The sequence below is a fragment of the Siminovitchia fortis genome (genome assembly GCF_007681465.1).
Classification (GTDB): domain Bacteria; phylum Bacillota; class Bacilli; order Bacillales; family Bacillaceae_C; genus Siminovitchia; species Siminovitchia fortis.
This window is the reverse complement of sequence record NZ_VEKZ01000042.1, coordinates 21,181-35,103: the sequence shown is the minus strand read 5'-3', so window position 1 is coordinate 35,103 and position 13,923 is coordinate 21,181. Positions and strand designations below refer to the sequence as shown.

12 protein-coding genes and 1 pseudogene are annotated in these 13,923 nt (G+C 40.5%); 12 read left to right on the top strand and 1 reads right to left on the bottom strand.

What is annotated here, in order from left to right:
* Positions 1 to 74: 74 nt before the first annotated feature.
* The 5 genes and pseudogenes from FS666_RS13340 to FS666_RS13320 form a co-directional block, all read left to right on the top strand.
* Positions 75 to 1,022, top strand: a pseudogene (locus tag FS666_RS13340) (diaminopropionate ammonia-lyase); the annotation flags it as partial.
* A gap of 26 nt (positions 1,023 to 1,048) precedes the next feature.
* Complete coding sequence (locus FS666_RS13335) at positions 1,049 to 2,212, top strand: M20 aminoacylase family protein (RefSeq protein ID WP_120068914.1); 1,164 nt, start codon at positions 1,049 to 1,051, stop codon at positions 2,210 to 2,212.
* Between the two features lie 358 nt (positions 2,213 to 2,570).
* A complete protein-coding gene (locus FS666_RS13330; protein WP_120068911.1) occupies positions 2,571 to 3,107 on the top strand; it encodes a hypothetical protein in 537 nt (178 codons plus the stop codon).
* A 363-nt stretch (positions 3,108 to 3,470) separates the two neighbouring features.
* The gene (locus FS666_RS13325; protein WP_144463036.1) at positions 3,471 to 5,039 is read left to right on the top strand and encodes a Vga family ABC-F type ribosomal protection protein; all 1,569 of its coding nucleotides are present in this window, start codon (positions 3,471 to 3,473) and stop codon (positions 5,037 to 5,039) included.
* A 176-nt stretch (positions 5,040 to 5,215) separates the two neighbouring features.
* Entirely contained in the window at positions 5,216 to 5,956 is a 741-nt protein-coding gene (locus tag FS666_RS13320) for a type II toxin-antitoxin system Phd/YefM family antitoxin (protein ID WP_144463034.1), read from the top strand.
* Between the two features lie 153 nt (positions 5,957 to 6,109).
* Here the strand turns inward: FS666_RS13320 and FS666_RS13315 are convergent, their stop codons facing one another.
* Positions 6,110 to 7,594: an MDR family MFS transporter gene (locus FS666_RS13315; RefSeq protein WP_144463031.1), complete on the bottom strand. Its 1,485-nt coding sequence runs from the start codon at positions 7,592 to 7,594 to the stop codon at positions 6,110 to 6,112.
* A 155-nt stretch (positions 7,595 to 7,749) separates the two neighbouring features.
* Between FS666_RS13315 and FS666_RS19860 the strand changes: the two genes are divergently transcribed.
* The 7 genes from FS666_RS19860 to FS666_RS13285 all read left to right on the top strand — a co-directional run bounded on the left by FS666_RS19860 (position 7,750) and on the right by FS666_RS13285 (position 13,843).
* The gene (locus FS666_RS19860) at positions 7,750 to 7,890 is read left to right on the top strand and encodes a hypothetical protein (RefSeq protein WP_164876255.1); all 141 of its coding nucleotides are present in this window, start codon (positions 7,750 to 7,752) and stop codon (positions 7,888 to 7,890) included.
* Between the two features lie 216 nt (positions 7,891 to 8,106).
* Positions 8,107 to 8,760 (top strand): TetR/AcrR family transcriptional regulator, encoded by a 654-nt coding sequence (locus FS666_RS13310; RefSeq protein ID WP_144463029.1) that lies wholly within the window; start codon positions 8,107 to 8,109, stop codon positions 8,758 to 8,760.
* The gene (locus tag FS666_RS13305) at positions 8,753 to 8,938 is read left to right on the top strand and encodes an HU family DNA-binding protein (protein ID WP_144463027.1); all 186 of its coding nucleotides are present in this window, start codon (positions 8,753 to 8,755) and stop codon (positions 8,936 to 8,938) included. Before FS666_RS13310 ends, FS666_RS13305 begins: the two co-directional genes overlap by 8 nt.
* A gap of 5 nt (positions 8,939 to 8,943) precedes the next feature.
* Positions 8,944 to 9,861 carry an ABC transporter ATP-binding protein gene (locus FS666_RS13300; RefSeq protein WP_144463025.1) on the top strand — a complete coding sequence of 306 codons (918 nt, stop codon included), beginning with the start codon at positions 8,944 to 8,946 and terminating at the stop codon, positions 9,859 to 9,861.
* A 2-nt stretch (positions 9,862 to 9,863) separates the two neighbouring features.
* On the top strand, positions 9,864 to 10,700 hold the full coding sequence (locus tag FS666_RS13295; protein ID WP_144463023.1) for an ABC transporter permease: 837 nt from the start codon (positions 9,864 to 9,866) through the stop codon (positions 10,698 to 10,700).
* A gap of 30 nt (positions 10,701 to 10,730) precedes the next feature.
* Positions 10,731 to 13,067 carry an FtsX-like permease family protein gene (locus FS666_RS13290; RefSeq protein WP_144463021.1) on the top strand — a complete coding sequence of 779 codons (2,337 nt, stop codon included), beginning with the start codon at positions 10,731 to 10,733 and terminating at the stop codon, positions 13,065 to 13,067.
* A gap of 11 nt (positions 13,068 to 13,078) precedes the next feature.
* Positions 13,079 to 13,843, top strand: coding sequence for an ABC transporter ATP-binding protein (locus FS666_RS13285; RefSeq protein ID WP_120068884.1), 765 nt, complete (start codon positions 13,079 to 13,081; stop codon positions 13,841 to 13,843).
* The last annotated feature ends 80 nt before the right edge of the window (positions 13,844 to 13,923 follow it).

Here is a 13,923-nt window from a genome sequence, read left to right as displayed (position 1 = left end):
TTTCTAAGAAGATTATCCCACGGCTGACCTATGAATAGAATGTGTGTTTTATTTGACGCTTACAATATCTAGCAGCACGGTTAGAAGTTGATATATCTGAGCTTTCTTTTAAAAAATTAAGAAGTAAAGAAGTTAAAGAGAAATTAGGCGATATTACTTTTGTAACAGCAACGGATGGAAACCATGGAAGGGGCATCGCTTGGGCTGCAAACCAGTTAGGTCAAAAATCTGTCGTATATATGCCAAAAGGTTCATCGGAAATAAGATTAAACAATATCCGTAAAGAAGGAGCAGAAGCTTCCATAACAGATTTAAAATATGATGATACCGTTCGGTTGGCAAGCCAAAAGGCTAAAGAAAATGGCTGGGTCTTGGTGCAGGATACGGCCTGGGATGGATATGAAGAGATTCCAGCTTGGATTATGCAGGGTTATCTAACGATCTTAGATGAAGTAATGGAGCAGATTGCTGAGGCTGGTAATGATCGACCAACACATGTATTTTTACAAGCCGGAGTTGGTTCTTTTGCAGGTAGTATGCTCGGATATCAAGTAGAGAAATTTGGAGAGGAACGTCCTATTACAGTAATAGTTGAACCAGATAAAGCTGATTGTCTATACAAATCTATAAAGATTGGCGATGGAAAACCCCATGCAGTAACGGGCTCTTTGAATACGATTATGGCAGGTTTAGCATGTGGGAAACCAAGTAAAACTTCTTGGGATATTTTAAAAGATTATGCCGAGGTCTTTGTTTCTTGCCCAGACTACGTGGCCTCACGAGGTATGCGAATTCTAGCAAATCCACTAGGCAGTGACCCGCATATTGTCTCAGGCGAATCTGGTGCAGCAATAGGTATAGGAATAGTTAGTCTATTGGCTGAAAATAGAATGCTTAATGATTTGAAAAAATCATTGAAACTGAATCAAGATTCAAGAATTCTTATTGTCAGCACTGAAGGTGACACTGATCCGGATCATTATAGAAAAGTTGTATGGGATGGAGCTTACCCATCTGTATAATAAACTTTTTAAATAGGAGTATTACTATGAATAATGAAGATTTTGAAAAACAGCTTATTGAGTGGAGGCAGTATCTTCATTCGCATCCCGAAAGTGCCTTTGAAGAAAGAAATACTTCTGAATTTCTTGCTAAAGTCTTAACAGATATGGGGTTAGAGGTTCACAGAAATATTGGTGGTACTGGAATCGTTGCCAATCTTACAGTGGGCGATGGTAAAGGGATAATAGGTATTAGATCAGATATAGATGCCATTAATCTAACAGAGGAGGGACAACATCCGTACACCTCCCGGAATCCAGGTAAAATGCATGCGTGTGGTCATGATGGACATATGGCTACAGTATTGGGTGCAGCCAAGTTATTAACGGAGCGCAAAAATTTTAATGGGACAGTTAGATTTATTTTTCAACCTGCAGAGGAAACGGGTAAAGGCGCTTTTGCCATGATGAAGGATGGACTTTTCGAACGTTTCCCCGTAGATGAGATTTATGGAATGCATAATATGCCAGGAATGCCTGCGGGATCAATTTCAACCCGTGCGGGAGGAATTATGGCAAGTGAGGATAACTTTGTGATCCGTATTAAGGGTCAAGGCTCGCATGCATCAAGTCCCCATATGGGAAAAGACCCAATCGTTATTGCGTCTGAAATTGTTCTTGCATTGCAAACTATTATATCCCGCAATATGAACCCAAATGTTCCTGCTGTTATTTCATGTACTGAATTTATCACGGATGGGATTCGCAATGCGATACCAACAAATGTAGTAATCAAAGGGGATACTAGAAGTTATACTCCAGAGGTGCAAAAGCTGCTAGAAGAACGGATGAGAACAATTAGTGAGGGAATTTGCAAAATAAATGGAGCGGAATGTCAATTTGAATACACTCATGAATTCGCACCAACAGTTAACTGGGCAGAATGTGTTGATAATGCGGTAAGAGCAGCCCACAATGTGGTTGGTGAAAATAAGGTGGATGGAAATTGTCAACCGTGGATGGCTTCTGAAGACTTTGGTGCGTTTTTACAAAAGGTTCCTGGTTGTTTTGTATTTATAGGAAATGGTGACGACTCTGATGGAGTCGGCAATGTTCCGCTTCATAACTCGCGCTATGACTTTAATGATAAGATCCTAAAAATTGGAGCAGAGTACTTCGCAGAGTTAATTAAGGTCAGACTTCCAAAGTAATCCACTGATATTTTAGATGCTATTATAGCTTAGATATTATTATCTGCTGGTTAGATTTCTCCCACGATCGGGCACTATTTTTGAAGTGTCCCATTGGCACCATCAGGCTCACTTTTCAGAAGGAATACGGGAAATTCAGGGATGTATGATGCAGCGGTGCAGCCGTTTGGAAAGAGCTTCAAGCATCAGCTTTTATCCATAATGTTCTCCAAAGTACCGAATCTGTCAAAGAGGCATCGGGAACTATCGAAAAATGCATGAGATTGGCAAGGAATGTGGAAGATTCCTTGCGCTTATGAATATTTTTCACATGAGGCGGAAAAATACCATCCATAAACATTGTTGGAGGTTTTTACCGATGGGGCAAATTGTTTCATGGATTATATTTTTGGCTCCCTGGCTTTTATTGCTTCCCTTGGATTCACAGCGTGTAAAGCGGTTTATGCCAGTATGTCTATTTATGGCTGTTTTATATACAGTTATTTTCCAAATGGCTGAAGTGTGGAATTGGTGGGAGGTTCACGAAGCAAACAACATATTTTTTCTTACCAACATTTCGTCTTTTGTATATGGCTTTCTGATCGTTACAACCCTCTATATGTTTTATTTTACCTATCCAAATCTATGGCTGTTCCTACTCTGCAACTGGATTATCGATTTGATTCAGGCGTTGATTATAAGTCCTTTTATCTTTCAAAAGGTTGGCCTGTATTCAATGAAGAATATGTCTAATTTTGGACTCTTTGTTATGATTGCCGTTACTGTACCGATTGTTTATTTATATCAAAGATGGCAAGAAGGCGCTTTTGAAGAAAAAAATGAGGTGTCCTTGGCGGAACTTCTGTTTAAACGGGTTTTTCAACCGAAGAATCCGGTTCCAAGTCGCCAAAGGTAACCTATAATCTAGTTGAAGGCGGTTGTTCAAATGAACAATTCAAAGAAATTCCCTGTAACATTTGACAATTTATAAAATACGATATAAAGTGGCAATAAATACATGAACGAAAAGGGTGAACCAACTAAATGAAGTACTAATCCTATTTACGAAAACCATTAATTGAAGGCATTTTTGAACAGAAGATTTCTGTCTTTTTTTGTTGCCTTCATTGGGAGTTTTCAGAATAGGATTGGTTTCTGAGTTGAGCGTAAAAGGGAGGGGTCTCTCTTTTTACTGTTCACCTTTATTTATGCCTCCTATTCTGAATGAAAGATAGGGGGCATTTTCTGTCCCCGGATTAAAGAGAATGGGGATGATAGGATGGCTTTATTGGAAGCAGCTAACATCAAGCATTATATCAAGGATCGTTTATTATTTGATATTGACCAACTGGAAATTCATAAAAATGACCGGATTGGTTTAGTTGGCCGTAACGGAAGCGGGAAGACAACGCTTTTGAATATTTTGTCGGGAAAATTGAAACCGGAACAAGGAATAGTCATCCAGCATGTGACAAATGAGCTTTTGCCGCAGTTGAAAAGGACGGATACAACCAAAAGTGGCGGTGAAGTGACGCAGGAATATATTAATGAGGTGCTTATCAAGAACCCTGAAATCCTGTTTGCAGACGAACCCACAACAAATCTGGATACAGAGCATATTGAATGGGTTGAAAGGAAACTTGCCGGGTGGACAGGTGCTTTTGTGATTGTCTCCCATGACCGGGCGTTTTTGGATACTCTTTGCACGACAATTTGGGAAATCAATGAAGGAAAAATAAAGGAGTATAAAGGCAATTACAGCGATTATGCAGAACAAAAAGAGCTGGAGCATCGTCAAAAGCAACTGGCATATGAAAAATATGAGCAAAAGAAAAGACAGTTGGAAGACGCGTTGAAAACAAAAGAAAGAAAAGCTGAAAAAGCAACAAAAGCTCCAAAGAAGGTGAGCAAATCCGAGGCGAAAATAACCGGTGCAAAGCCGTACTTTGCCAAAAAGCAAAAGAAGCTGCAAAAGACGGCGAAGGCGATTGAAACAAGATTAGAGAAGCTGGAAAAAGTAGAGAAAGTGAAAGAGTCCCCTCCACTTAAAATGAATTTGCCTAACGAAGATACATTTAAGGACCGGATTATCCTTCGTGCAGAGAATGTACCAGGCACCATAGGTGACCGAGTTCTTTGGAACAAAACAAGCTTTCATATCCGCGGCGGGGAAAAACTGGCAATCATCGGTCCAAATGGCAGCGGAAAATCCACCCTTGTGAAAAAGATGATCAACCAAGAGGAAGGGATCACGATTTCCCCATCCATGAAAATGGGCTATTTTAGTCAGAATTTAAATATACTGGATGTTGAAAAATCAATATTGGAAAATGTCAGTTCCACCTCAAAACAGGATGAAACATTTATCCGGACTGTATTGGCAAGATTGCAATTCTTTAGAGACGATGTTTATAAAGCGGTCGGGGTCCTGAGCGGCGGGGAACGTGTAAAAGCAGCACTTGCTAAAATATTCTTGAGTGATGTTAATACGTTGATATTAGATGAACCGACGAATTTTCTTGATATAGAAGCTGTCGGTGCATTGGAGTCACTTTTAAAAGAGTATGAAGGAACAGTCATCTTCGTCTCCCATGACCGCCGGCTGATTGAAAATGTCGCAACCCGGATTCTGGCTATTCAAAATGGAAAGATTGACCTGTTTGAAGGAACCTTTAAACAATATAATGAGGCTAAACGTAAAAAAACCAAGGATATCCATGAAGATCAGCGGCTCGTACTTGAAACGAAAATAACGGAAGTACTAAGCCGTCTAAGCATCGAGCCAAGTGATGAACTAGAAAGGGAATTCCAAAGACTTTTAATGGAAAAAAAGAAATTGGAGCGCTAAATCATCATTTTGGCCACATAAATGTTATCGCATAAAATTTTTAACCCCCTCTAAAAGAGGGGGGTTCTTATTAACTGAGGTGTTTTTCATGTATTATCTCTAGAAAAAATAATTTAATAAATATAGAATGGAATTAACGATTTTAGCTATTTTAGCTAAAGAACAGGGGTGTCATAATGAAGGTTAACTCAACAGAATTGCAAAATAATTTTGGAAAGTACTTAATGCTGGCAGGACAAGAGGAGATTATCATTACCCGGAATGGTACAGAAATCGCTAAATTAACAGCGATGAAAGAAGCAACGGTAACTAATATTGATGGAACGAATACGGTTCATGAAAATGCATCGGATTACGGATATGGAGGAAAAAAAGCAACTTACGAAGAGTTTTTGCAATTGCAGCAAAAATCTGAAGAGAGGTACGAATATATCGATGGGGAAATCTATTGGCTTGCTTCTCCACGAACTGCTCACCAAATTGCGATAACTGAATTACTAGTCATTTTTTATAACACTTTCCAAGGGAAAGATTGTACACCCATGGTTGCACCTTATGATATTGAACTAAGGAGAACTCCGGAAAACATTAATATTGTTCAGCCGGATCTCATGATTATTTGTGACCTTGAGGATCATTTAAATGAAAATGATTATTATAAAGGAGTCCCAAAACTTGTTGTAGAAGTACTATCGAAAAGCACACAAAGAAAAGATTTAATTAAAAAACTTGATTTATATATGTCTTGCGGTGTGAACGAGTATTGGATCGTCAACCCTGACAATCAGGAAGTAACCATTTATCATTTTGAAGAAAAAAACATTAGCCATTACACCACATTTAAAAAGAGCGAAACGGCACAATCTTTTATTTTTGAGGAACTTCGTGCTGATATCGATAGGATTTTTCGTTTATAAAAGACTATATCAAATTTAATCGTTGGAAGCCCTTCGTGCTAAAACTACAAAAACCACCCTTCAATTAGAAAATAAACATATATTTATATTCCTCCCAAAAAAATAGACCCACTCCGGCGAGAGCCGAAGTGAGTCTGTTCATCATTAATCCCATTAATTGTTTGGAAGCTCGCCAGCTTCTTTTTCAGGTACTGCCCGGTAAACAACAAACGCCATGATGACTGCCGCCAGGGACATGGCAAAAGCAATAAAGTAGACGAGTTCAACACCGGCCACCATCGCTAATTTGATTGTAGCGGGGTTCTGCGGGCTCTTTGCACTTTGTAAAAAATGAAGCTGTCTTGCGTTCATGATACTGATAAAAACAGAAACGCCAATTGCACCGGCGACGGGCTGTAATGTTGTCATCACTGCCGTTCCATGAGGGTACAAATGTTTTGGAAGCTGATTTAATCCATTCGTCTCTGCAGGCATCATGATGGCCGAAACAGTCAACATTAACAGGATATACCCGACAAGCACGACCCACGGGGACGTGTCAACGTTTAACCGGCTCATCATAAACATCGTTCCGCTTAAAATAATTGTGGCGGGAATCATTAAAATGCGTGGGCCGAATTTATCGAAAAGATGCCCCATGAATGGTGACATGATGCCGTTTAAAATACTTCCGGGCAATAGAATTAACCCTGCTGTTGCGGCAGTTAAAGCCAATGGTCCCTGCATATAAATCGGCAAAATGATCTCCGAAGCAAACATCGCCATCATGATGATTAAAAACATCAAAACCGCATGCGTATACATCGGGTATTTAAATACCCTTAAATCCATCACTGGTTCTTCAAGTTTTAGCTGCCTGATGGAAAATAAAACGACACCTATGACTCCAACAGCAATCGCGATATAAACATTTGGGCTAAGAAAGCCCGCTTCACTCTCCCCGACAGCACTAAAGCCGTATACAACAGAACCAAACCCGATCGTTGAAAAGAAAATGGATAAGATATCAATCTTTGGTTTTGTCACTTCTGAGACATTGATCAGGTATTTATATGCAAACGCAATTGAGAAGACAGCGAACGGAATGACGGTAATAAATAAATAGCGCCATCCCAAATATTCAACGATAATACCGGAAAGAGTTGGGCCGATGGCTGGAGCGAACATAATGACCAGGCCTATGATTCCCATGATTTTTCCCCGTCTTTCCGGCGGGTAGATTAATAAAAATACATTAAAGATAATGGGCATAAGCAGCCCGGTTCCAATCGCCTGGATCAACCTTCCGATTAATAATACGGGAAAGTTTGGAGCAACGGCACTTATTGTTGTTCCGATGGTAAAAATGATCATCGTACTTAAAAACAATTGTCTTGTAGTGAACCATTGCAATAACAAGGCAGAAACCGGTATGACAACACCCATGACCAGCATGAAACCCGTCGCCATCCATTGTACGGTCGTTAACGAAATATTAAATTCATCCATTAATGTAGTAAGCGCGATATTCAATAAAGTCTCATTTAATATGGCAAAAAAAGCGCCAATGATTAAAGAAAGCATAATCGGCATTACTTTTACATTGGGGTCGTCAGCCAGGTACTCGTATTTCTTTGTTTGATTGTTGTTATCTTTCATGAATAAACTCCTTATATATCAAGATTAACATTGAATGTCGACCAGTTAGCAGCAGGCTTTGTTAAAATAACCATTCAATCATCCCCTTTGTCCCTATGTAATGGAGACAAAAAATGCCTCCTATCCAGACTCAGAATAGGAGGCATAAGGGTACAATGAAAGGGACGCATCCCTTTAAATCCCAGACCATCAAAGCCAATCCTATTCTGAAAACACCGCTTGAAGGCACAACAATTCAGTGCGGAATGTCTGCAATTCTGCACATCGCCTTCAATTGGTTTGCTTTCGAAAAATAGGATTAGTTCTTCATGGAATTGGGTCACCCTTTTCGCGTTATTATACAATGCTATCATAAGGTATGCATTCCGTTTTGTCAAAACATCGTGTTTTAATCTTGCTGATTTCGGGCTGAGGCAAATATAAAAAATAAAATAAGTATTGACATACCAATTTGTTCCATGTTACGTTATTAATAGACCGACGGTCGGTCTATTAATAATGGAGGTATATTGATGAGAGTTTCAAAAAATCCAGAAGATCGAAAAACTGAAATATTAAACGAGGCTGAGATGCTTTTTACTGCGAAAGGATATTCAGAAACAACCGTGAATGATATTCTGCGTGAAGTCGGCATCGCAAAAGGTACTTTTTATTATTATTTTCAATCAAAAGAAGAAGTGATGGACGCTATCGTCCAGCGCTTCATTGACAAAGGTGTCGAAGCTGCCAAAGCTATTGCAGCGGATCCAGGCCTGAAAGCTCCCGAGAAATTATTTCAAATCATCGTGGGCCAAAGGCCGGACGCCGATGGCCAAAAGGAGCAGATGATTGAAGAGCTCCATCAGGTGAACAACGCGGAGATGCATCAGAAAAGCCTTGTGGAAACGATTCTTCAACTGACTCCCGTCTTGACGGAAGTAATTGAACAGGGGATTCGGGAGGGGGTTTTTCAAACACCTTATCCAAAAGAAACAGTTGAATTTTTATTGGTATCTTCCCAATTTCTGCTTGATGAAGGGATCTTTCAATGGGAGCCCCAGGAACAAATGCAAAAGGTCTTGGCGTTAACTCACATAATTGAAACAACCTTGGGCGCTGAAAAGGGCAGCTTTGCCTACATCCTTGGCATGTACAATAACGAAAAGGAGGGAAATTTGGATGAATAATTCAGAAGTGATTATGAAAGTTTCAGAGAAATCCGGTGTAAATGCTGATGACTGCCAAAAGGTTTTGGAGGCTTTCGAAGATGTTTTAAGCGACGAACTATCGAATTCAAAAGATATAAGCGGTGCATTTGATAAGTTCTTTAACGTATTAAGCTTTTTAAAAAACAAAAAAAGGTGATCATCATGGAAAATATGATCGTTGTCAAAGATTTTGTGAAAAAGTATGGCGATTATATGGCGGTTGACCATGTTTCCTTTGAAGTGGAAAGCGGCAGCATCTTTGCTTTTCTAGGTCCTAACGGGGCCGGAAAGAGCACAACCATCAATACGCTATGCACAATTTTTGAAAAAACCTCAGGGACACTCCTGGTTGATGGAAAGGATGTAAGCACTCAAAAAGATGATGTAAGGCATCTCATTGGAGTGGTCTTTCAGGAACCCACCCTCGATCAAAAAATGACAGTTGAAGAAAATCTAAAGATGCACTGTCATTTTTATGGATTGCCAAGGTCTGTGATTCCCGAGCGCATTCATTTTGTACTGGAAATCGTTGATCTGATGGATTGGAAAAAAGCGATGGCCAGCAGTTTATCGGGAGGAATGAAAAGACGGGTGGAAATAGCGAGAAGTCTTTTGCATTTTCCGAAAGTGTTGTTTTTAGATGAGCCGACTACCGGCCTTGATCCACAGACAAGAGCAAAAATCTGGGAATATATCACCAAGCTTCAAAAAGAAAAAAAGATAACGGTCTTTTTAACAACCCATTATATGGATGAGGCCGAAATTTGTAATAAGGTCGCTGTAATGGACCACGGCAAAATCATCGCCATTGACAGTCCATACGCATTGAAGCGGCGGTACACAAAGGACAAAGCCTATATAAAAAGCGCTGATGCGCTAAGCTTGGAAATCTTGTTGAACCAGCATCACCTGACATTCAAAAGAGAAGAAGACCACTTTTTCATTGAATTTGATGAACTTGAGAATTTTTTAAAGACACTGACGGCACATCAGCCGTACATCACAGATTTGGAGATTAAAAAAGGGACATTGAATGACGTATTTCTTGAAATAACAGGAAGGGATATAAGGGGGGATTGACGGTGCGCATCGTTTTGGCATTATGGTTGAGGAATATAAAATTGTTTGTCAGAAACCGCGTACAGCTTGTATTGATTCTGGTCATGCCGTTTTTCTATTTGTACTTGCTGAGCACCATATTTAAAAGCGCCTATATCAGCAATTCCGTCAATTATGTATTGGCTGGAATCGTCATCATCGTCGTTTTTCAAACATCTTTGAATATCGCGACTTCCACGATTGAAGATATTGTTTCCGGATATATGAAAGAAGTCCTTGTCAGTCCGGTGAAAAGAATTCAGATCGCAGCCGGCCAAATATTGTCTTCCACAACAGTAGCCACCATTCAAGGGATGCTGATTCTGATTGTCGGTTATTTTATCGGCTTGAAATACACCTCTATTCTAACTCCCATCGCAGTAATGGCTTCCATGATATTTGTAGGGCTTGTATTTTCTTCTTTCGGTTTATTTTTGGCAGCATCCGTCAAAAGTTCCCAGACATTTCAAATTATTTCCGTGGCTGTGACGACGCCCATCACTTTTTTATGCGGGGTCTATGTGCCGCTCAGCCTGCTTCCCAATGGCCTTCAATATATCGCTCTCATCAATCCGATGACTTATGCCGCAGCATTTTTTAGAACATTGACATTGGAAAAAATGTCACTGCCGGCGGATGAATTGATTGCAGAACAGCTTGCATTTAAGGTCAGCGGCTTTGTGATCACCCCCCAAATCAGCTTCGTCATCATTTTGATTTTCGGAACACTGTTTTTGATTCTTTCAAGCGCAGCTTTTACGAAAGTTGATTTTTCAATGATGAACCGTTCGGGAGGCCATAAAGATATATTTCAGCAGTAGGTTCATGTTTAACGGAAGGAGGGGGGAAAAGTGCTGATTAAAATGGTGAGGGCCGATTTTCGAAAAAACAAGGCCATCACAGCGGTGCTGTTCGTTTTTATCATGATGTCCGCACTGCTTACTGCCAGCGGGACTAATATGATGGCCGAAATGGCCAATTCTTTGAATGCCCTGTTTGCAAAATCGGATGCCCCGCATTTTGTCCAAATGCATACAGGGGAAATCAATCACGGAGAAATTGACGAATTTGCTGAAAACAACAATCTTGTAAAAAGGAATCAGATCGTGGAAATGATTCTTATTGACGGCTTTAACATTGATATGGGCGGCGATTCCGCTGGAGATAAAAACAGTGTGATGGATCATTATTTCATGAAACAAAACGAGTCATTTGATTTTTTGCTGAACTTGAAAAGCGAGGTCATCAACGTTTCGCCGGGAGAAATTGCTGTCCCGATCTATTACATGCAGCGCGAAAACATAAAGATCGGCGACAAAGTAAAAATTTCATCTCAGAGCTTTCAGATGGAATTGAAAGTTGTTGATTTTGTACGTGACGTTCAAATGAATCCGTCCATCATTCATTCCAAGCGTTTCGTCGTAAATGAAGCCGACCTGGAAACGCTGAAGGGGGATTTTGGTACAGTTGAATATTTGATAGAATTTCAGCTCCATGATTTAGGCTCATTAAGTGCATTCAGAAATGCGTATGAATCATCAAGCATGCCGAAGGAAGGGCCGACTATTGACATTCATTTGTTTAAGACATTGAATGCTGTCACTGATGGGATTGTGGCAGCCGTCATCATATTGATCAGCCTTCTTCTGGGCATCATAGCGATACTCTGTATCAGATTTATCCTGCTCGCTGCTGTTGAAGAAGATTACAGGGAAATCGGAGTCATGAAAGCGATCGGCATTGGACAGCTTGAGATAAAGAAACTGTATATACTCAAATATGCTGCCTTGGGAACTGGAGCTTCCATTTTAGGATACGCCGGATCCTTGTCCCTTAATCATTTGTTTACATTCAATATTACATTGTACATGGGCACTGCAGAAAAGGGCGCCTTACTCAATTTGATTCCTGTGCTTGCAGTCATCTTGGTTCTTTTGTTTGTTCTGTTCTTTTGCTTTTTTACTCTCCGAAGGTTTAATACAATTACACCAATAGAGGCATTGAGAGAAGGAAGTATTGGAGAAACGGATAAGAGCAGGCTGAATATGTCCATCAATAAAAGGAAAAGGCTGAATATTCATGTAAGTATCGGTTTAAAGGATGTATTGGGCAGGTTTAAAGTGTACCGGTTATTGTTTTTCGTATTTTTGATCAGTTCCTTTATGATCCTTGTTCCGGTTAACTTTCTTCATACGATCCAGTCTCCGGATTTTATTAACTACATGGGAGTGGAACGGAGCGATATCCGGATTGATTTGCCACAGTCGGAGCAGGCTGCAGAGGAGTTCAGGCAGATCGTTGCCCGGATTGGGAAGGACAGCGATGTCGAGAGGTTTTCTGCAACGGCGACCAGCCGTTTTAAGGTAATGAACAGTGAAGGTATCCAAGAAAATATGATGGTGGAAACGGGTGATTTTTCAACTTTTCCATTGGAGTATTTAAAAGGCAGGGCTCCTTTGCGTGAAAATGAGATTGCATTATCTTATTTGAACAGCAGGGAGTTCGAAAAGAATGTCGGTGATACGATGTCATTTGTGATGGACGGGAAGACGAAAAAAATGGTGGTCAGCGGCATTTACCAGGATGTTACCAATGGCGGGAGAACAGCAAAAGCCATATATCCGTACAATCCTGATACGGTTTTGTCTTATAAAATAAGTGCTGATATAAAGCCGCATGCGAGCATCGATGAGAAAATAGAAGCTTATGCCGGAGCCTTTCAGAAGGCGAAAGTGACAGGCCTGAAGGATTACTTGTTGCGGACCTTTGAAAATACGATCAATCAGCTTAAAGCTTTCACAGTCCTTGCCATAGTGGTTTCCATCTGTATTTCCATGCTGATTACGTCATTATTTTTAAAAATGCTGATGGCAAAAGACCGTTCCCAAATAGCCATTATGAGGAGTATCGGTTTTTGCTTGCGCGATATTCAAATCCAGTATGCAACGAGGTCTATGACAGTCCTTTTCGCCGGCATCATTGCGGGGACGGCTGTATCCAATACAATTGGGCAAAGCCTTGTCAGTTTTTTCATATCTTTTATGGGAGCTCCTGAAATCAAATTTGTGATAGATCCCATCAAGGCTTTTCTTTTATGCCCCCTTATGTTGATCATCGCTGTTGCCGCGGCTGCAATGATAAATCTGACATCAATCAAAAGAACGAATATCGCTGATATGAATGTGTAGGAAGGGAGGGTTTGAAATCAATGATAGAAGCGAGGAATTTATGCAGGACATATGCACTCGGGAAGGAAAATCAATTGAATATCTTGAAAAATGTGAGCTTGCACATCCGCAAAGGAGAATTTGTATCCGTGATGGGGCCTTCCGGTTCCGGCAAGTCGACATTGCTCTATCATTTAAGCGGAATGGATAGGGTGGACTCCGGAGACATCATGTTTAATGGGCAAAACTTGGCTGTACTTTCCGAAAAAGAATTGGCAAGATTGCGGCTAACCGTGATGGGGTTTATCTTTCAACAGTTCCATCTGCTGAAAAACCTTTCAATTCTTGATAATATCATTCTGCCGGGATATGCCGCTAAAAAATATGATCGAAAGACGGTTAATAATAGAGCGGTGAACTTAATGGAAAGGGCAGGAATAGCCGGACTTGCCAATCATGATATTACACAGGTTTCAGGCGGACAGCTTCAAAGAGCGGCTATTTGCCGGGCGCTGATCAACCGGCCCGCCATTATTTTTGGAGATGAACCGACAGGTGCATTAAACTCCAAGGCTGCCGGCGAGATAATGGAAATGCTGAGAGGCCTCAACGAATCCGGAACGACTATTTTATTGGTGACACATGACACAAAGGTCGCGGCAAAAACAGAGCGTATTCTGTATATGAAGGATGGGAAGATCATTGGTGAAAAGGGACTCGGGAAATATAAAATCGGCAGCAATATAGGTGACAGGGAAAAAGAGCTCTCCGCGTGGTTAATGCAGATGGAATTTTAACTTGTAGATAAGACGGCCGGCGATGTCATGTCACATTGCCGGCCATATTATTTTAAGGGGAAGCTCACCCTGATTTTTCT

Coding starts and splice junctions, on each gene's coding strand:
- FS666_RS13335 (WP_120068914.1), top strand. CDS start 1,049: ATGAATAATGAAGATTTTGAAAAACAGCTTATTGAGTGGAGGCAGTAT.
- FS666_RS13330 (WP_120068911.1), top strand. CDS start 2,571: ATGGGGCAAATTGTTTCATGGATTATATTTTTGGCTCCCTGGCTTTTA.
- FS666_RS13325 (WP_144463036.1), top strand. CDS start 3,471: ATGGCTTTATTGGAAGCAGCTAACATCAAGCATTATATCAAGGATCGT.
- FS666_RS13320 (WP_144463034.1), top strand. CDS start 5,216: ATGAAGGTTAACTCAACAGAATTGCAAAATAATTTTGGAAAGTACTTA.
- FS666_RS13315 (WP_144463031.1), bottom strand. CDS start 7,594: ATGAAAGATAACAACAATCAAACAAAGAAATACGAGTACCTGGCTGAC.
- FS666_RS19860 (WP_164876255.1), top strand. CDS start 7,750: ATGAAAGGGACGCATCCCTTTAAATCCCAGACCATCAAAGCCAATCCT.
- FS666_RS13310 (WP_144463029.1), top strand. CDS start 8,107: ATGAGAGTTTCAAAAAATCCAGAAGATCGAAAAACTGAAATATTAAAC.
- FS666_RS13305 (WP_144463027.1), top strand. CDS start 8,753: ATGAATAATTCAGAAGTGATTATGAAAGTTTCAGAGAAATCCGGTGTA.
- FS666_RS13300 (WP_144463025.1), top strand. CDS start 8,944: ATGGAAAATATGATCGTTGTCAAAGATTTTGTGAAAAAGTATGGCGAT.